This is a genomic window from Enterococcus lactis, assembly GCF_015751045.1.
In the GTDB taxonomy this organism is placed as follows: domain Bacteria; phylum Bacillota; class Bacilli; order Lactobacillales; family Enterococcaceae; genus Enterococcus_B; species Enterococcus_B lactis.
In genome coordinates, this window is record NZ_BNJW01000001.1 from 165,790 (window position 1) to 184,652 (window position 18,863).

19 protein-coding genes and 1 pseudogene are annotated in these 18,863 nt (G+C 37.3%); 1 reads left to right on the forward strand and 19 read right to left on the reverse strand.

What is annotated here, in order from left to right:
* Positions 1 to 13: 13 nt before the first annotated feature.
* The 18 genes and pseudogenes from KFO35_RS00805 to KFO35_RS00890 all read right to left on the reverse strand — a co-directional run bounded on the left by KFO35_RS00805 (position 14) and on the right by KFO35_RS00890 (position 18,052).
* The gene (locus tag KFO35_RS00805) at positions 14 to 403 is read right to left on the reverse strand and encodes a TcpE family conjugal transfer membrane protein (protein ID WP_070705008.1); all 390 of its coding nucleotides are present in this window, start codon (positions 401 to 403) and stop codon (positions 14 to 16) included.
* Positions 404 to 412: 9 nt separating this feature from the next.
* Complete coding sequence (locus KFO35_RS00810) at positions 413 to 637, reverse strand: hypothetical protein (RefSeq protein ID WP_002308970.1); 225 nt, start codon at positions 635 to 637, stop codon at positions 413 to 415.
* 3 nt (positions 638 to 640) lie between these two features.
* A complete protein-coding gene (locus KFO35_RS00815) occupies positions 641 to 1,624 on the reverse strand; it encodes a conjugal transfer protein (protein ID WP_156271822.1) in 984 nt (327 codons plus the stop codon).
* A gap of 120 nt (positions 1,625 to 1,744) precedes the next feature.
* Positions 1,745 to 4,828: a SpaA isopeptide-forming pilin-related protein gene (locus tag KFO35_RS00820; RefSeq protein WP_130624808.1), complete on the reverse strand. Its 3,084-nt coding sequence runs from the start codon at positions 4,826 to 4,828 to the stop codon at positions 1,745 to 1,747.
* A 123-nt stretch (positions 4,829 to 4,951) separates the two neighbouring features.
* Positions 4,952 to 6,241: a hypothetical protein gene (locus KFO35_RS00825; RefSeq protein ID WP_156271824.1), complete on the reverse strand. Its 1,290-nt coding sequence runs from the start codon at positions 6,239 to 6,241 to the stop codon at positions 4,952 to 4,954.
* A gap of 196 nt (positions 6,242 to 6,437) precedes the next feature.
* The gene (locus KFO35_RS00830; RefSeq protein ID WP_227326664.1) at positions 6,438 to 6,800 is read right to left on the reverse strand and encodes a hypothetical protein; all 363 of its coding nucleotides are present in this window, start codon (positions 6,798 to 6,800) and stop codon (positions 6,438 to 6,440) included.
* 32 nt (positions 6,801 to 6,832) lie between these two features.
* The gene (locus KFO35_RS00835; protein WP_083314233.1) at positions 6,833 to 7,390 is read right to left on the reverse strand and encodes a hypothetical protein; all 558 of its coding nucleotides are present in this window, start codon (positions 7,388 to 7,390) and stop codon (positions 6,833 to 6,835) included.
* 97 nt (positions 7,391 to 7,487) lie between these two features.
* Positions 7,488 to 7,625: a hypothetical protein gene (locus tag KFO35_RS14085; protein ID WP_231401902.1), complete on the reverse strand. Its 138-nt coding sequence runs from the start codon at positions 7,623 to 7,625 to the stop codon at positions 7,488 to 7,490.
* Between the two features lie 355 nt (positions 7,626 to 7,980).
* Positions 7,981 to 8,316, reverse strand: a complete 336-nt coding sequence (locus KFO35_RS00845) for a hypothetical protein (protein ID WP_025477227.1) — start codon at positions 8,314 to 8,316, stop codon at positions 7,981 to 7,983.
* A 105-nt stretch (positions 8,317 to 8,421) separates the two neighbouring features.
* A complete protein-coding gene (locus tag KFO35_RS00850) occupies positions 8,422 to 9,027 on the reverse strand; it encodes a Phi-29-like late activator (RefSeq protein WP_070704993.1) in 606 nt (201 codons plus the stop codon).
* Positions 9,028 to 9,044: 17 nt separating this feature from the next.
* Positions 9,045 to 10,329: pseudogene (locus KFO35_RS00855) on the reverse strand (replication initiation factor domain-containing protein).
* 381 nt (positions 10,330 to 10,710) lie between these two features.
* Entirely contained in the window at positions 10,711 to 10,935 is a 225-nt protein-coding gene (locus tag KFO35_RS00860; protein ID WP_002314821.1) for a hypothetical protein, read from the reverse strand.
* Positions 10,928 to 11,290 carry a hypothetical protein gene (locus tag KFO35_RS00865; protein WP_002314820.1) on the reverse strand — a complete coding sequence of 121 codons (363 nt, stop codon included), beginning with the start codon at positions 11,288 to 11,290 and terminating at the stop codon, positions 10,928 to 10,930. The genes KFO35_RS00860 and KFO35_RS00865 overlap by 8 nt, the downstream gene beginning before the upstream one ends.
* A gap of 121 nt (positions 11,291 to 11,411) precedes the next feature.
* On the reverse strand, positions 11,412 to 12,263 hold the full coding sequence (locus tag KFO35_RS00870; protein ID WP_156271826.1) for a GRP family sugar transporter: 852 nt from the start codon (positions 12,261 to 12,263) through the stop codon (positions 11,412 to 11,414).
* A gap of 12 nt (positions 12,264 to 12,275) precedes the next feature.
* On the reverse strand, positions 12,276 to 13,061 hold the full coding sequence (locus KFO35_RS00875) for a glucose-1-dehydrogenase (protein WP_002314819.1): 786 nt from the start codon (positions 13,059 to 13,061) through the stop codon (positions 12,276 to 12,278).
* Positions 13,062 to 13,452: 391 nt separating this feature from the next.
* Positions 13,453 to 14,394, reverse strand: coding sequence for a riboflavin biosynthesis protein RibF (gene ribF / locus KFO35_RS00880; protein ID WP_002314817.1), 942 nt, complete (start codon positions 14,392 to 14,394; stop codon positions 13,453 to 13,455).
* A 3-nt stretch (positions 14,395 to 14,397) separates the two neighbouring features.
* A complete protein-coding gene (truB, locus tag KFO35_RS00885) occupies positions 14,398 to 15,321 on the reverse strand; it encodes a tRNA pseudouridine(55) synthase TruB (protein WP_002314816.1) in 924 nt (307 codons plus the stop codon).
* 367 nt (positions 15,322 to 15,688) lie between these two features.
* The gene (locus KFO35_RS00890; RefSeq protein ID WP_156271828.1) at positions 15,689 to 18,052 is read right to left on the reverse strand and encodes a phosphoketolase family protein; all 2,364 of its coding nucleotides are present in this window, start codon (positions 18,050 to 18,052) and stop codon (positions 15,689 to 15,691) included.
* 114 nt (positions 18,053 to 18,166) lie between these two features.
* Between KFO35_RS00890 and KFO35_RS14445 the strand changes: the two genes are divergently transcribed.
* Positions 18,167 to 18,391 (forward strand): hypothetical protein, encoded by a 225-nt coding sequence (locus tag KFO35_RS14445; protein ID WP_002314814.1) that lies wholly within the window; start codon positions 18,167 to 18,169, stop codon positions 18,389 to 18,391.
* Positions 18,392 to 18,498: 107 nt separating this feature from the next.
* On the opposite strand, the gene rbfA is transcribed toward KFO35_RS14445, so the two are convergent.
* Entirely contained in the window at positions 18,499 to 18,846 is a 348-nt protein-coding gene (gene rbfA, locus KFO35_RS00895; protein ID WP_002308906.1) for a 30S ribosome-binding factor RbfA, read from the reverse strand.
* Positions 18,847 to 18,863: the final 17 nt, after the last annotated feature.

The following is an 18,863-nucleotide window of genomic DNA, read 5'->3' on the forward strand; positions in this document are numbered from 1 at the left end:
CTCCTTTTCTTTTTTATCGTTTGAATGAAAATTCTTCTAGTTGATCCACTCGTTCAAAAGCTATGATTGGACGTCGATCTAAAGCAAAGTTCTTTAGATAAATGATAAAATCTTTTAAAAATAAATTGGTCGATTTCCCGTCTAATTCTGCCTCGGAGTACCATCTCGCTACTTTATGGGGAACAGAAAGCATCAGCAATAAATTCAGGTTGATTCCAGCTATATTAGGAATCCTTACTTTATACCAAAAGACCCCTGTGACAAAAAGCAAAAAGAATAACATCAATAGATAAGACATATTCAATGGCTGAGCGAAGACCCACAGCGCCTTCCCTTTTGGTGACGAGATCACCTGGATCGAGTATGGGGCTTTCAGTCCTCTGGAGTAATCGTAATGTTTCATTGTCCCACCTCACATAGTAATTCCAAATAGACCAAGGAACCATTTCACTAAATTGAAAATGTTCCTTCCTTGATTTGTAGCAAAATCATTTAAAATCAATGCAATCAAAATGACCGAACCAATCTTAAGCCATTCTGCTCCTCGCCAATGTTTAAAGATCAGCAAAATGACTGCAAAACTTAAAAGCGTGATAAAACCTGTTCGCATAAAATTGTCTAAATTACTCACATTCATAAATTAATTTCCTTCCTTTTCCGTAAAGTAATGTTTGAGGGTACGCACAAAATAAGAATTTTCTGTTTGAGTAAGCCACAACGAAAAATCTTCTGTGTGGGTCATTCCTGTTTGTTTATCGACAAAAGTGACTGAAACTTGTATCCCATTGACTTCTTTTTGCTTAGTTTCAAAGTATTTGATTTCTTTCTCATTTAACGAAATAAACTCTGTGACGCCAGAAGTTTGAACGGGTTCTTTCATCAATAACATCAACTCTTGCTTCTCACCGTTTGCATATTTCTCAAAAAATAGGGTCAAGAATTTTTCGACAGCCTCTTTTTCTTGCTGAGGTACGTCTAAACTCGCTTCTGCTTGTTTTAGTTCTGTTGTTTTACCTTGTGGCAAGGTGGTAGCTAAGAAATAAGGGCGCCCCACGATAGAGAACAACTGATTTTTTGTTTGGATTGGCAACACCATTTCTTGTGTCAGTGTCTTTTTCTCCTCTTCCTTTTCCGTTTCATAAACGACGTTCAAATAAACCAATAAGCACTCTGCTTCCTCTTTGACTCGAACGAGTGAAGCACTCTTCAATCTTCGAACAAAATCCTCTTGGTTCTTACTCGTCTCATCCACTACGTCGACATCGACTGATAAATACTTCTCTAAGCGATCGAGTCGCTCTTTTTTCTCTTCTTCATTCGCTGAAGCATCGTAATTTAGATATTCTTCTGCAAAACTAGTCGCATAAAAAGAGAGCGCTGAATAATCAAATACTTCTTTTTGTATCGACTTTTCATTTTTAGATTTAGCTAACTGATCTACTTTATCTGTTAGATTATCAAAATTTGTAGCTACGACATTGGCTCGAATGACACCTACTGCAGAAGCGATCATTAGTAGACTCATACCTGTAAACACAATTTTATTTGCTCGTTTTTGTGATAATTTTTTGACTTTTGGTTTCTTTTCTTTTTTCTCTTTCTTTTTGATGGTTTTTAGTTTCATGAGTCCTCCTATTTCTTTTTTTTAGGCAAAAAAATAGACCTAGTTAAACTTGATTTTTCAAGGAAATAACTAGATCTATATGCTATAAATGACAAAAAATAGCCGTTAATTTAGCTAAGACTACTTTTTGGCTCTGCTTAGCCACACGAATATAACTAATGTAACCAGCAAGCCCCCTAGTACTACCCCAAGAATCGTGTGGACACTTCCCGTTTTCGGCAAGGTCGTTTGTTTTTTGGGCGTCTCTGACTTGTTTTCTTTTGGCTGTTCAGGTGTTTTGAAGTTGACAGTTTGTTCTTTGTTGGTGAGATCATCTTCTCGAGCAACTTCATTGAGTTGATCTTCTTCGTAATAGAGAACGTGTGTAGCGGTCAGCTGATCCCCGTCTTTCACTGTGTTGCCTTTGAGATCTAAAAAGACGTCGAACTCATCTTCTTTGCTTTTTGCCGTATACGTCGAGGTAGCTTCACTGACCACTTCTCCTGTTGTAGTGTTCTTATATTGCGTGAAGACAGTGTAGGTATGCCCGATCTCGATGGCTGCTCCTTTGACCCATACCGTGTCCTTCAAACGATGATCAACCGTTGGATCAAGTTCTTTCTTCCCATCCATATCCGTAAATAAAGACATCAATTCCAACTGTTCTCGTTCATTAAACGCTTCTAGTACGATCAATTCCCCATCCTTTTCAACCGTAACTGAAAAATCGATTGATTCTTCTAATGGTAAGTAACCTTCCAGCGGTTCGCCTTCCACAAACTTATATTCTCCATAAGGCAATCCTTCGATATTGATTTCGCCTGCCTCGTCTGTCAAATATTCATCGAGCAACACTTCTGTCGATTCCCCTGCTTCGTCTGTTTCCAGTTTGAACAAGTTGAATGGCACGTTGGCTAATGGTTGTTCATTCAAACGATCTCGTTTGATTAATTGGATATTTTGTCGGGCTAAGCGATTTGGTACTTCCAGACGGATCAATGCGCCGGCATCTTCTTCCGTCACACTGAAAACAAGTGGTTCTTCTAATGGCACATATCCTTCTGGTGCTTTGATCTCATGGAGTTCATATCGATCGATTCCCCAAGCCAGACTTTCAGTGGTGACGATTTCGCCTTTTTCATTAGTTTCAAAAATATCGGTGCTTTCGGTATCATTCGGACGTTGCATGGAGACAAAATCGCCTTCACCCTCATTTGCCCAGGTGTCGAAGATTTTGAATTGAGCGCCGGCGTACGGAATGTTTTCGCCTGTCTCCTCATCCACTTTGACGATATGCAAACGAGATTCAATGATTTTGTCTTCCAACAAGAAGAAATGCGTATACCCTTCTTCGGTAATCGTTACGACAAAAGGTTCAATCAACAAGTAACCATCGACGCCTTTCGTTTCTTCAATCGTATAGGTGTCGTACGGTAAATTTTCAAATTTGAAGTACCCATTTTTGCCAGTCACTTGTACATATTCTTGTCCTGTGGTATGAGAGGTGGCAGTTAACTCAACGCCTTCTAATGGCGGTTTGATATCTTGATTTTTATTGCCAATTTGGTTCAAGATTTCGGTGATCGTTTGTGGTATCAATGGACGAGAGCCAAATTTATAACCTTCAACATGGCCTTTGATGACACGATCAGTCACCGTGCGACTATGAATAGCAACAGTCTCATTCTGTCCAGCATACGTTAACTGAACGGTATATTTGGTTGGATCTAGATTGTATCCTTCAGGTGGTTCGATCTCCTGTAAATAGTAAGTTCCTAATTTTAAGCCTTTCAATTCTGCTTGCGCTACGCCATTTACATCTTCCATCGTCAATTGACCAACAGTGGCCCCATTCCCATCTGTCAGTTCATAAACAGCCCCGATTAGTTGTGCCGCTCCTTGTGGTGTATTGCCTGTTTCTTCATCTTCTTTGATTACCGTTAGATTCGCCAATTGTTCTTTATTATCCATCGTTACGGTCGTAGTCTCATTGGCACGAATCGTGATAGTTTGTGGCGTTGAATTCAAGATATAGCCATTTGGTGCTTTGATTTCTTGAATGGTAACACGTGTATCCACGAGCAAATCATTCCAGGTCGCATAGCCATCTGATCCAGTGGTGATTTCTCTAGATTGACCATCAGACGTAGTAAACCGAAAAACGGCTCCTGCCAACGGTTGTTTGGTCGTTTCGTCAATCTTACGAATACGGGCATTGCCGTTTTTTAAGACGTTGATATTAACAGTTGTTCTCGTAGGGTCACTCGCTCGTCCCAAGACTACATTTTGTGTAAAAGGATTAGTATAAACAACAGGAACTCCTTGATAATTCGCTGGTATAGCATACGCAAAACCAACGCTTCCTTTTTCATTAGAATTTCTATTAGCGGTTATCGTAAGAGAGTTATTCTCTTTTCTCACACTTACTCCCGCTGAATTACCGAATGGCATACTTTCATAATTACTAAATGCACCAGTTGTATCCGTTAAAGTAATACTTTCCCCAACTTTTAAAGTAATTGTTCGTCCATCAAATGAAGGTTTTGTATAAAATTTATTGACATTCGTCATTACATTTGTCTTGAAAACTTGATAGTCTGCCATAGAAAAGATACCAGAAATACTAGTAGGATAGATTCCTTGTTGTTCATAAGCTAGTATCTGAGTCATGATTTCTCTTTGTAGCGTATGCCCCGGTAAGATTATACCGTAATACTTGATCAATGAAATTCTTTTCATCAGTTCTGTATCCTGTAAAACCGCTGTATATCCTCCATTTGAGCCTACATTAAGCGCTACACCTTGTTCGATACAAAGGGCAATTTGACCGTTTACACGTTTTCCATACCACCCATATTCCCGGCTTCCATTCGATAAGTGAATATCAATATTTGCCACATTCGTAGATGGATCTACGTAAACTACTTGATTCGCTGCTTTCGTCAATCGATCTCCCGATAAGATATCATGGATCGATTCATTGACATAGGTTGAAGGAGTCGTGGTATACAGCTTTCCGTTCTCTCCTCGAATCAAATTGTCTTTTTGAAGAAACTGTTCAACTATGTTTGGTACGTTTTCTTGTTCATTTTGGACACTTTCAGTTTTTTCCGATTGTCCTTGATTATTAGTAATGGCTAAAGCTGTCATGGGCTGACTCAAAAATGAGCCAAATAGAATGCCGAGCATCAACCAGATTCTCAGCTTGATTTGATATTTTTTCATATATTCCTCCAGTTTTTAGTTGATTGCACGAGAAAAAGCCCTTCAACAAGAAGGACTTCGACAATAGTTACTCAATTTAATAGTTCACCTCACAAAAAAAGAAGACGAAAACTCATCTTCTCATTAATAAAACTCTAAATAATATTTTTCTGTGCCATCTGACCAATATTGCGTAATGATATTATATCCTCTAATATTTGAATTTATGTCTCGTAATTTCTCTTCTCCTGCATAAGAAGCTGCTGCAAAGGTTGAATATTGTGTACCGTTACCGGTATAAGGTACTAGTGGGTACGGTGCTTCTGGCATAGGTATCGGTGTCGTGCTTCCTCCTATTGAACCACTGGAGTTTCCACCTGCAGATCCACCACTCGTGTTGCCTCCTGGAGTGCTTGTGGCTCCTCCTGTATTTGAACCACTTCCTGGATTCGCTGGCGGTGCCACGGGTGTTGTGGGTTGTACTGTAATATTTTCAGTTACATTTTGAACTGGTGTATTCGGTGTTGTAGGAGAAGCTACAGAATCAATTGCTTCAGATTGGGTTTCAGGTACTTCCGTTTGTTTCATTGCTTGATTCGCAACTGCTTGTTCTTCTTGACGTTTGGCTTCTTCAGCAGCCACTCGCTCAGCCTCGGCTTTTTCGTCTGTTGTTATTTTTTCTTCAATAGCTTTTAACGGTTCATTAAACGACTTTCTCGCTTTTTCATTTTTGATCAGTTCCACTTCTTTTTTCGCAGATTCCAATGTTTCTCTGGTTACTTTATCTGTTGGCTTGCCATCTTTGTAAAGTTCTTCGACTACTTTTCGAGCTCTTTCAATTTGGGACAGTTGATTTCCAGCAGCTTCCATTGCTTGGGTAACAATTGAAGTAAACTCATTTTCTTCTAGATTTTCAAGTACAATTTTTTCTTTCTGTTCTTCAATCATTTCACTGTTTAAGTCATCGATAATGATTGCTTCTTCATTGATCTCAGCATTTTCGATATAAGGTGTTGAAAATAAACTGTTTACTGCTTGTGTTTGATCAAAAATTACTTGAACTTCGTTGATTTTCTCGTCTAGCTTCGTAATATCTGCTAGTTCTTTTTGACAAGTTTCTTGGTCTTGTTTTCTTAACGTCTCTACTTTCTTAGCATGGGATTCAGCTTCTGATTTGTATTTTTCAGTCGTCTTCTTCAATGAATCAATCTTCGCTTGAGTTACATCACTGGATAGAAACTGTTTATGCTCATCGGCATATAGACCAGCCATTTCCGTCTCGATTCTTAGCAATTGTTTTTTGTGTGTACTCAATTCACTAGTCACAGCTTCTACTTGTCTACTATAATTTTGCTCATTGATCGTAAAAACAGCCATTCCTCCAGCCACAATAAGTGTGGCACCAACAACACCCCAATGTAATTTTTTCTTCATCTCTTCTCCTTTTTCAGTATATATTTACCTCATTTTCAGTGAGATTTGGTATCATTCAAATTAACATAGCTCTAAAACTTCAAATTCTTTTTACTCACATGGAACTCCTCTCGTTCTTAAAAACAGCATCAGACAACATTCTTTTAGAAATCGTTTTCTATATAGTAGCATGTTCAAGCTTATTCTTTCTTTACAGTTATTTTAAAATACATTCATTTTTTAAAAAGTTAAAACGTTGGAGCGCTCGTAGGACATGTTTTCTATTGGATTGCTCGCAATACATGTTTATTTTTTGTGCCCGATCCCCATAAAAATAAGTTGCTTTATAAAAGCAATACTCCTGTCGAAGGACAACGCCATGTTTATTTCTTACACAAAGTCCTTCAATAATTAAATACGTATATTTCGATATTCTTCTTTCATAGCAAACGTCTAATACGGGGCGAAAAGGCAGATCAGGTCGCTTCAGACGTTCCCGAACTTCCTCATATACTTCATAATCTTTTTGAATCGGACTGGCCGTCAACATCGTAAATCCATAATCACGTCTTAAAATCACCGACAATGGTTCCGAAAACGACACTGCTTCTCTCACCTCTTTTCTGTTTTTCTTAATGATTGGATCAATGAGTCTTCTAAAAATTCTTTTTTCAACTTTTTGTACGCTAGCTGCTGAATGTGTTTGTTGACTGAAATGCGATCCTGTTCGTAACCAGGAAGATATTCATCTTGCATCTCAAAGTATTTCTCTGCCCGATTACGTTCATATTTTTCGACAAAAAAAAGATCCTGTTCTTCAAAAACAAGACCTGACAGCAGCTTTTCAATTTTCAGTAATTCAATATATTTATGAATGAAATTATCAACGGAAAGAATTTCTTCTGGCTGAAACAATTCTAACCGATGTACTCCAAATTCGGTAATTTTCCTCTGCAAAAAAGCATAATCAGGCTCTCTACGATTTTGGTCATAAAAGATATAAAAAGAAGTTTCTGCTTTACGCATTTCTGCTCTTAATAAAGCTTTTATTTTTTCTGCATCAAAATCTACAAAAGACAATTCACTTAACACATGCCGAATCATTTCTTCGTAACGATCCATATATTCGCCAAATCTGATTGGTTCTCCAAGTTGTTCAAAGTTCATCATTATCGTTACTCATCAATAGTTAAACGCCACGCATATTCTTCCCACACTTCTCGCAAAAGCTCTTCATATCGAAGTTCTCTGATTTGATGAAATCTTTTCACCATAATCTGACGGCTATTTCACCTGTCAGACCTTTTTTCTCTAAGTCAGTCCAAAAATTTTTTTCAAAATCTTCCATTTCCAACTCAAAAATCTCATCAGCCATCAAACTAATTCTTTCTCGTACGTCTCGCATTTTCTCACTCCTGTTCTATTTTATATTTTCATTTATCCTGAAAAAACTTTTTTAACTTATTAATAGCTATTCAAATAAACACCGAAAAAAGCAAGAACTAACATTCTCACTCTGATAAAGATTATTCTCATTGTTCGTTCTCTCTTTTGTTTTTTGTATTAAAAAGAGAATTAGTTCTTTCAATAAAAACTACTAAAAAAGAGATACCCAAAACTGTTTGAAAAATATCTAATAAATAATAGGGTAAGGCTAAAAATATGATTAAACAAGAAAATCCTAGACTATAGACAGTAACTTTAAAATTTGAAAATCTAAACTCAATTTCCTGATCAGTAACCTTATTTTTCCGTATCTGCTAAATATAATAACAGCCATGAAAAAAAGTTAAAGAGAATAAATTTAACATGATCAACATGGCACCTAATAACATAGTCATACTACCAATTATTTGATATATTTTTGCATGTTCAAAATTTAAATCACTTTGCTGAGGAAAATGGAAATTTAAAATAATCAAAACTGTATTTCCCAGTAATACTAAAAAAGCAATTGAAGTCACTGGGGATAAAAATCTCCAGATCCAAACATCATCCGGCTTTAACTTTATCTTAACTTTCATGATTACTGCTACTAAATTAATTAAACTGATACAAAAGCAAAAAATCAACCAAGACCAAACCTCACTACTCATCCCATCATCTCCAATAAAATTTATTATTACTGTCATTTTATCAGAGAATATTAACCATTTTTCACTATGTTTTTATTTAATTATAAATATATGATTCGTTATTTTTCAGACTATTTCATTGTCTTTTATTTCCCATTCAAACCATTCTGCAAAATCTTGTTTGAATCCATCTACTCTATGCTTATTCTGTAAATATGCTTCTTTCTCATTTGTCGGATCTAGATATGTCGGTTTATCTTCTGGACGAGCGTATACCCCAATCCAAGTGACATAATCTCCTTCAAAGTAACCATCCACGATATAGCCCATTTTATTCAAAATAGTGATTACTTTCTGTTTCAACCCTTCACTGTTTGGCGGTGTATAATATTTATACTGCTCTACAAAATTTTTAAAATCTTCAACGACCAGATGAAATTTCTTTCTTAGTTTCATATAGTCAGACCAGACAATTGTATCCCGCCAATTATCTTCTTGTTTCCCTAGAAAAGTTAAAGAGTTGATTCGTTTTATTTCATTGTTGCATGCATCTATTTCAGAAGCTCTTTTCTCAATTATTTTTTTCAAGTATGGCAGGGTCAATTCTTGCGATTCATCTAACGCCTTCACTTTGTTCATCGTGTTTAATAAACGAGTAATGACCTTTTCCAATGTTTCTTTCATCCTAAAACTTTCCCATGTGATTCTTTCAATAAATTTGTGTTCTACCACCTATTTTACCTCCTTTTTTAGAGCTGATATTCTTCTTCCAAGTCAAATTCTTGTTTCATGTAGTTACGAACTTTGCTTTGTGTTTCATTGGTAAATAATAAGTCTTTTGCACTCACACATACCTGTTCAATCATTTCTTCGTGTTTTTCTTTCAATTCAGCAAAATCGATCCGTTCCATCAATTCATTGGTTCCTAAACGAAGATCAATCAGTTTGAGCATTTTTAGCGAAGGCGCAAGATAATTGGAGACCCAGCGCAACGTTTTATCGACGGATGGTTTTTCTCCCTGGACGGACAATTTCAGACCTTTCATTTTGTCTATTACGTCATACCAGGATTTACAGTAAACTTGCATCCCATCTTCTATTTCAAAAACTGTTAATGATTGATTGACTATTTCCTTGACCAACCAATCTAATGTTTCACCACTGGATAAAAAATATTCGACAAATAAAAAAGCTTTCTCGTCAGAAAGCCGAATTTCATATCGATTCTTGATTTCATATTTTTTCCGTGCTTCTTCTACGGAAAGACTTTCTTTTCGTGCTAGTTCAAAATCTTTTTTGATAGAAGTTGAAGTATAGCGGAGATTGTCGACTGCCAAAATATAGAGACAAGCCTTTATTGACCATTTGTCCTTTTTCATACGAAAAGCCACCACTAAAATCAAAATTTTTGAATGTGGTATGGACTAATCCTTGCTCCATTTTTTCTTTCAGACTGTAAAGATCAAAATTTTCTTTTCCTTCAACAATCAATTCATCCAGAGCAATATCGATCCGAGTGATTTTTGTATCCACGATAAGATTTTTTCCAAAGATATCATCCTCATACAGCGAACGAAAAAATTCTGTCCAACTTCGGTCATTATCCTCTTCAAAAATTTCTTCCAACTGACGACAGCCTTCACCAGACAGATCCAGCATGATTCCCATATTTATATCTTCTGGATTTCGAAACAATCGAATGGCTCCATAAGAAAAGGTTTCTGTATAATGATAAAATCCACGAGACTCATGTGTGAACCAAGCTTGATCCATATGCAGCAGCTTTTCGATAATCGTTTGAACATCTAAGGTTTTGAATCGAATTCTTAAAAAATCGATCTTGGCTTCTACTGTAGCTTTTCCACCATCTAAATGGAGAACATCAATGATTTTTGCCTCTAACTCTTTGGAAATTAGACGTTTGCCAGATTCGATTTTAGAGATCAAACTACGTTCGATTTCTAGTTTAACTGCTAATTCTTTTTGTTTTAAACCTAATTCTTTTCTAAATCTCTTTAAATCAACACCTCTCACTGTTTTAAACCCTACTTCCAAAAATGTGACAAGATTCCTTAAAAAATGTGACAAAAACCAAAACGCGCAATCCCTTGTGGGACAAGGCTTAAACGTGACTCTTTATAGCGGTAATTAAAATTCTACCCCCATGTTATAAAAAGGGGGGTAGATTGTGTGTGGTGGGACAAGCCCACCACACACAAACCTTGCAGTACTTGGGATATTTGTTACTACTTACGGCTACAAAGAATAGAGGGCGAGCGCTCAGGCGCTGCCCTCTATTCTTTGACCGAAGGACGCAACAATCCCTGGCGACTGCTCGTTTAGCTAAACTTTTTGACATTTGTTAATGACCTATTCATATCCATCCACCTGATACATAGCCAATTTGCCGTTCTATTAATAACCAAATAAAATAGCTCCAAACAACCAGACAATTGTAAAAACAATCCAACTGATACTTCCCACATAAAAGATTTTGTTTTCATCTTCAAACGATTTTGGTATAATTCTATCCAAGATCGTTTTTTGTATTTGAAATAATTTTTTTATAAAAAAGACATGCAAAAAAACCCATATAAAGAATGCAATGATCGGCACTAATCTTATTATTTCTTCAATCATTTAAGAGTTTATCCTCCAATTTTAGTAGCCTTTCTCGGAACTTTGTATTTTCATGTAAGAGATTTTTGGTCAATGTGATTAATTCTTTCATATCTCTTTTATTCTCTTCGTATTCCAATTTTGAAAGTAAAATCTCTTCCCGTTTCTTCTTCTCACGTTCAGACATAAATACTTTTTTCATAGCTTCTTCTAAAGGGATGTTTTCTTCTCTCAATAAAATGAGCTGCTGAAAATCTTCTAGATCAGTTTCTGTAAATACTTTGTAGCTATACACATTTCCAGCAGTATTTTTGGCAGAATCTCGTTTAAACTTTCGATCAGTTACCTTTTCAATTTTGTTTGCCCAATTTTTCATGGAAAATTATTGATGCAGACAGATATTTCACTTGTTTCTTAAACGATTAAAAGTGCTAGAATTTCCAATGGTGTTGGAAATTCTAGCACTTTTTATAAGTATTCTTTTGCTCTCTTTATCCTCAAATAAAGACCGTGACCATACTTCCTACTACGATCAGCAACAAGCCGATAATCGTTAATTTTTTTTCTTTTGGTGTCTTATTTTCATGCAGGATGTACATACCGCCTAATGTAGAGATAACTACGTTTAGCTGTGTAATGATATATGCAGTAGCAACCCCATTTTCATTCGCTGAAAAAATATAAGCCAACGCTGACACACTGAAGATGGCTCCAACTATTGTTGCTTTCCAACTCTTATCTTCAGAAAATGCAGTTGGTTTTCGGAAAATCACATAAATAACTGCCCCTAAAAAGACACCGATCATTTGCGGAAAGAAAATGGAAAGTCCGCTTGCATCAACTAGTTTGGGCAATGCACTGTAAACCCAATAACCAATACTTGTTGATGCTAATAGACTGATTCCTTTTGTGATACCGCCTTTTTTTCCAGGATCATCACTGATTGCCGTTAAAGCAGAACCAAATACAAGAAGAATGATCGCTGCTGCACCAATGATTTTCCCCATACTTCCAGACCATTCTCCAAAAGCGAAGACACCAATCAACGAGGTTCCGACTAACTGTAATGCAGTCGTGATAGGCATCGTTTTAGAAACACCAATCAAGTTGAAAGATGTATACTGTCCTGTTTGTCCAATAACCCAAAATGCACCAGAAAGTAAACTAATCAAAAATGTAGTCACTGAAATACCAGCTGGAGAAGCGAATAATTGAACGAGTAAGCCAACGAGCACCGCTCCAATACCAGTTCCTAATATCTCATTTGTTGGTCTGCCGCCAATCTTTTTCAAAATCAGTGGCTGGATCCCCCACCCAACTGCCGGGATCAATGCAATCAATAAACCCATTTTTATTCACCCTTATCCTTTTCCACCTTGGAAAGAAGGATATAAAGTCATCCCACCATCTGCAAATAGTGTAATACCTGTAACATAACTGGATTCGTCTGAAGCCAACCATGCAGCTGCCGCTGCTATTTCTTTTGGTTCACCTACGCGTCCTAGTGGGATCATACTTTCCAAGAGTTCTTTTTGTTCAGGATCATCAAATTTTGCCGCATTAATAGGTGTACGGATAGCGCCAGGTCCTATACTATTGATTCTGATTCCCTTAGGTGCGTACTCCATTGCTACCGTTTCGGTAAATAATTTTACTCCGCCTTTTGAAGCAGCGTAATGAGCAAATGTTGGCCATGGGATTTGTTCATGAACAGAAGACATATTGATGATATTTCCTTTTTTATCATTCTCTGTAAAATAATTCAAAGCTGCTTTCGTTCCGATAAAAACGCCAGTCAAATTGACTTTTAATACTCTTTCCCAATCTTCAAGGCTAAGTTCATGGGTCGGATGCTGATTTTCCATCCCAGCATTATTAACCCAAATGTTCAGTGTCCCAAAATTTTCTAAAGCCGTATCAAGTAAACGCTGTATTCCTTCTTCAGAACTGACATCTGCTTGTACAGAGACTGCTTTTCCGCCTGCTTCTTCGATTGCTTTGACTGCTTTTTCTGCCCCTTCTTTATCCGAATTATAGTTGACGACTACATTCATTTTTTCTTTCCCGAATCGTTGAGCAATCGCTGTTCCAATCCCTTTTGAGCCGCCAGTTACTACTGCGACTTTGTTTTCTAATTCCTTATACATAGTACCCACTCCTTTTTTATACCTAAACCTGTTATTACGGATAACTTTTATTTCCGCCTTAAAGTGAGTGTACACCAATATATATAGTCTAAAGCAAATGATACGCTCTAGTAATCGTTTTCATCAATTGGCAGCATCCTTCTATTTTTATAAAGAAAGAGGTTGTGACAGAAGTGGTCAGCTTCAAGAAATAAGAAGGAATTGACGAAAATTGCTTTTCAAATTTTGTGAAATTTCGGCTTATTTCCGAAGAAGCTACTTCTGGAACATCGTTTATTCGGAAAAAGGGCTGTGACAAGACTTTTGCCACAGCCCTTTCATGCACTTATTTATCAACCATTTCGTTGTAATTGCTAGTTATGCATAAAGATTAGCTCTCACGGACATTATTTTATTGCTGAGAAAAATATTCAGCTGTTGCTTGTTCATCCTCCTTGAGTTGTTCGATCAATTCCTCTGCACTTGAAAATTTCACTTGATCTCTTAAAAATTGATTCCAACGGACTTTGACGTGCTCGCCATAGATATCTTGATTAAAGTCCAAAATATACAGCTCTACAGTCAGCTCCCGTCCTTCACCGAATGTATCGTTATGTCCAATTGAACCCATGGCTGGATACCAAGTTTCCCCAATTTTTATTTCCGATACATAAACACCTTCTTTAGGTAAATGGACTGTGCTCTTTACTTTGACATTTGCTGTAGGGAATCCTAATAATCTGCCTCGTGCATCGCCATGAACAACTACCCCTTCCACCTCGTATATGCAACCTAATAGTTTTGCCGCTTCTTTTACTTGACCGCTGTCTAGCAATCCTCGAATACGTGTAGAGCTGATTTTTTCGCCTTGTTCTTCTTCTTTAGAGACTGTGACGATTTTGAATCTTCCCTTAGCATATTCAGGAAAATGAGCGACATCTGCAATGTCTTTTGGTCCATAGGTGTAATCAAAACCGGAAACAGCATATTTCGCATGTAATCCTACGATATATTGATCAACAAACTCTTGTGGCGCTAAATGAGCAAAAGAAGAAGTAAAATCGACTTCATATAAATAATCGATACCCAAAGCTGCCATTTTTTCTTCTTTTTGCTTCAGGCTAGTCAAATACTTCACACTGCTAGGATCGATCTTCTTAAAAACAATCGATGGATGTTGATTGAAAGTCATCAATGCTAATTTCAATCCTTCTTTTTGTGCAATTTCCATACCTGTCTTTATGACTTTCTGGTGTCCGATATGCACGCCGTCGAAAAATCCCAGTACTAAAACGACATCGTCTTCTGGAATTTGTTCTGGTTGGTAAGGATGTCTGATCTTGATGATATTCATTCGTTATTCCTCATTTCTCAATACTTTACTAGGTTTTAGTTTATTTTTTTCTTTCGGGTTTGGCTGGTAGATACTTACGACTTTTTCTTTATAAAACAAGGCAATTTCCTCTGAAGGCATTTCTGGGAGCGCAAATACAGTATAATAAAGTCTCATACCGTTTTTTACTTTCTGCCATACCTCATCAGTAATATCTACTCGTTTGAATCGTTCCACTCCTTTTTCAATTGGCAGCAAATACTCATCGATTGTACCGTTTTCTACAGCTTGAGCTACTTCTTCTAATGTTAACGCTTCTTTTTGGGTCATACCGGCACTTGCTGTTCGAGTGAGATCAGACATGTGTGCAGGGTAACCAAGTTTCTTTCCTGTATCCACAGCTAATGTACGGACATAGGTTCCTTTCCCGCATTCTACTTCGAAACGCCAAGAAATGGTTCCTGCCACTTCGTCTCTTGTCAGTTCACTTGTTCGGATAAAACGGTAAATTTGAGCCTTTCTAACAGGCCGCTCCACTGGTTCATTATTCCGTGCATATTCATATAACCGTTTACCGTTTACTTTTACCGCTGAGTACATTGGCGGTATCTGGGTGATCTCACCAATAAATGAAGCCATCACTTCATCTATTTTTTCTTCAGATAAAGACATATCCACTGGTTTTGTTTCTACTCGTTCTCCGGATCGATCTTCCGTCGTTGTACTGAAACCTAGAGTCATCTCGCCCACATAGATTTTCCCAGAATCAGTCAAATATTCGATAACTTTTGTGGCTTTTCCGATACAAATAGGCAATACACCGTCTACATCCGGGTCAAGCGTACCCCCATGTCCGATTTTTTTCGTATGTAAGATTTTTCTTAATTTGAATACGCAATCATGACTTGTCATTCCGCGTTCTTTCCATAAAGGTAATAACCCGTCCATGTCTTTTCTCCATTTCATTTTTGATTTAACTGAATTATTATAACACATTGCATCTATTACTGACGAATTTGACATCATAATGAACGGTTTTTATTTTTCGGCAATAAAAACGTAACAAAATTCATGCTCATGTAAATAGAAACCATGTTATGCTTTTTTTAAAGGAGGGAATAGAATGGAAGATTTTTTCTTTGCACCATTTGATTGGATTTATGGGTGGCTTACAGGTAAATAGATTGGTTCTCACTTCCCAAAAACGAAAAAAAGACTGGTCATTCTTCCAGTCTTTTTTCCGTTTTTTTTATTTATTTTTTCAGTTTCTTGATCAATGTAAAAAAATCTGTTTTTCGGGGTTGATTTTATCACTTTATTGGTCAAGATTTTTCCATTTCCAATCCAATACTTCTGGCAGATCAATACCATTTTCACGAATATAGTTTTGATGTTCTTGTAATTTCTGATCCATTTTTTTTGCAAAATCTTCTGCTTGACTTCCTTTGATTTTTAAAGCTGCATCTTTTGCCAAATGATAACGGTCAAGTTCATTTACCACACGCATGTCAAATGGTGTCGTGATATCTCCGTTTTCTTTGTAGCCATGAATCATTAAATGATGGTTATGACGATCAAAGAAAATCGTGCGGACCAATGTTTCATAACCGTGGAAAGCAAATAAGATCGGTTTGTCTTTTGTAAAATATTGGTCAAATTCTTCATCGCTCAACCCACGCGGATCTTGACTTGGATGACGTAATTTCAATAAATCTACAACATTGATGAACCGGATTTTTAGTTTTGGGAATTCTTCCAGCAGCAAAGTCACAGCTGCTAATGCTTCTAAGTTAGATTCCGTTCCTGCAGCAGCAATGACCAATTCAGGTTCCTCCTCTTTTGCTGTCGAAGCCCAATCAATGATTTTCAAGCCTTCATTCACTAAGACGGCTGCTTCTTCTGCTGAGTAAAATTGAGCACGCGGATGTTTGGAAGAGATGATCAAATTGATTTTTTCTGACGAGCGGAATGCTTTATCCATGACTGCGAGCAATGTATTTGCATCCGCAGGCAGATATTCACGGATGAACTCCGCCTTCTTTTCTGCCAAATGTGTCAATATTCCTGGATCTTGGTGGCTATATCCATTGTGATCTTGCTGGAAGACTGTTGAGCTTGCAATGAGATTCAGCGAAGGATAATCATTTCGCCAAGAAAGGTCATGTGTTTTCCGCATCCATTTGAAGTGCTGAGTCAACATAGAGTCAACCACTCGCAAGAATGATTCGTAACTTGCAAAAAAACCATGCCGTCCAGTCAGAACGTACCCTTCTAAGAACCCTTCATCTTGGTGTTCCGATAATTGACTGTCGATGACGCGACCAGATGGCGAAAGCCATTCATCATTTTCTGGTTCGATTTTTTCCATCCATTGGCGATTTGTCGTTTTGAAAACTTGATTCAATCGGTTCGATTTTGTTTCATCTGGACCAAATATACGGAAATTTTCTGGATTTTTCTCAATGATCTCGCGAACGAATTTACCAAGTTCGGTCATATCTTCTGCTTTAACGGAGCCCGGTTGTTCAAATTGTAAAGTATATTTTTTCCAATCTGGCATAATAAGCGGTTTTGGATCGATTCCGCCATTGGTGATAGAATTTTTTGCCATTCTTTGGTCACCAGTGGGCGCAATTTCTCTGATTTCTTCTAAAATACGTCCTTGTGCATCAAATAATTTTTCTGGTTCATAGGATTTCAACCAACGGAGTAAAGCATCTGCATGATCCATATGTTCTTGATCTACAGGAATCGGTACTTGGTGTGCTCGGAAGGTTCCTTCAATTGGCTCCCCGTCCCATTCTTCTGGACCGGTCCATCCTTTTGGTGTGCGTACGATCAATACTGGCCATTTTGGCATCACGACGTCTGTCGCTGTCTTCAGGCGAGCTTCTTTTTGGATGGATTTGATTTTCTCGATTGCTTGATCCATTTTTTCAGCCATAACAGGATTTAATTTTTCTGGATCATTTCCTTCAATAAAGAAAGGTTCCCAGCCAAGTCCGTTAAAGTAATTTGCTAATTCTTCATCTGATTTACGTGCCAAGATCGTTGGGTTGGCTATTTTAGCACCATTTAAATGAAGGATTGGTAAAACAGCTCCATCTATCACCGGATTGATAAAGACATTTGAGAACCAGCTTCCAGCTAAAGGACCGGTTTCTGCTTCACCATCACCAATCACGACAGCAGAGATTACTTCAGGATTGTCTAATACAGCTCCGACTCCATGTGAAAGAGAGTATCCAAGCTCTCCCCCTTCATGGATAGAACCTGGTGTTTCTGGTGCTGCATGAGAAGCAATGCCTCCAGGAAATGAAAATCGCTTGAATAATTTTTGCATTCCTGTCTCATCTTCCGTTACTTCTGGATAGATCTCTGTGTAACTTCCATCTAAATAAGCATTCGATACCATGACTTGTCCGCCGTGTCCTGGCCCTTCGATATAAAACATGTTCAAATCATATTTATTGATGACTCGGTTCAAATGGACATAAATAAAATTTTGGCCAGGAATCGTTCCCCAATGACCGATTGGATGTTTTTTGACATCTTCTGGTTTCAATGTACGTCTCAGTAAGGGATTATCTTTAAGATAAATTTGCCCGACAGAAAGATAATTGGCAGCACGCCACCAAGCCGTCATTTTATCAAAGTATTCTTTACTAGAATAATCCATACGTAACACTCCTTTTCATTATTACTCTTATTCTAGCGCAGATACTCCTAATTGAAACCTAATAAGCACTTCTGTTCATTTGCTTGGATTTTATATCTTGTCAATAACTCCAACGTGATTTTTCTTTTAACTGGTGGCAGACCGACAAATTCAAACTTTTATGGTGCAGGTTCCACTGATCTTCTAGTTACTTGGCTATATAACCTGACTGTCACTACAATGGATTACAATCTAGCTTCCGTCATCGGTATCTTGATCTTTATCTATATGCAAAAATTTATATACTATAGAAAAAAGAAAGTCGAATTTTTTACTTTTCTTTTTCTCTTTTTTGGTTAACTGACACGCCGCAAGACTAAAGTCATGGAACTCTTAAGTAATACGTCTTAATGAAAACAAAAAAATCCCGCAACCCCTGATTTCACAGGATTTGCAGGATTTTTTGATTAGTCTTTGTTCAAGTCACGAAGTAATTCATCGATATGGTTGCCATAGACAACTGATTCATCTAATTCAAAGGACAACTCAGGTGTTTTGTAAATACTTAGATTGTGCCCTAGCTCTCGACGAATCAATCCTGATGCTTTATCCAATCCTTCTTGTGCTTTTTTCTTTTCAGATGCTAAATCAGAAAGGATGCTGTAATAGATTGTTGCTTGTTGAAGATCGCCTGTTACGTGTACATCAGTGATCGTTACATCTTGCACACGAGGATCTCTTACTTTTTTACGTAGGATCGCATTGACTTCTTTTAAGATTTCTTGACCGACTCGGCGGTCACGATAGTTAGCCATAATGATTGGCCTCCTTT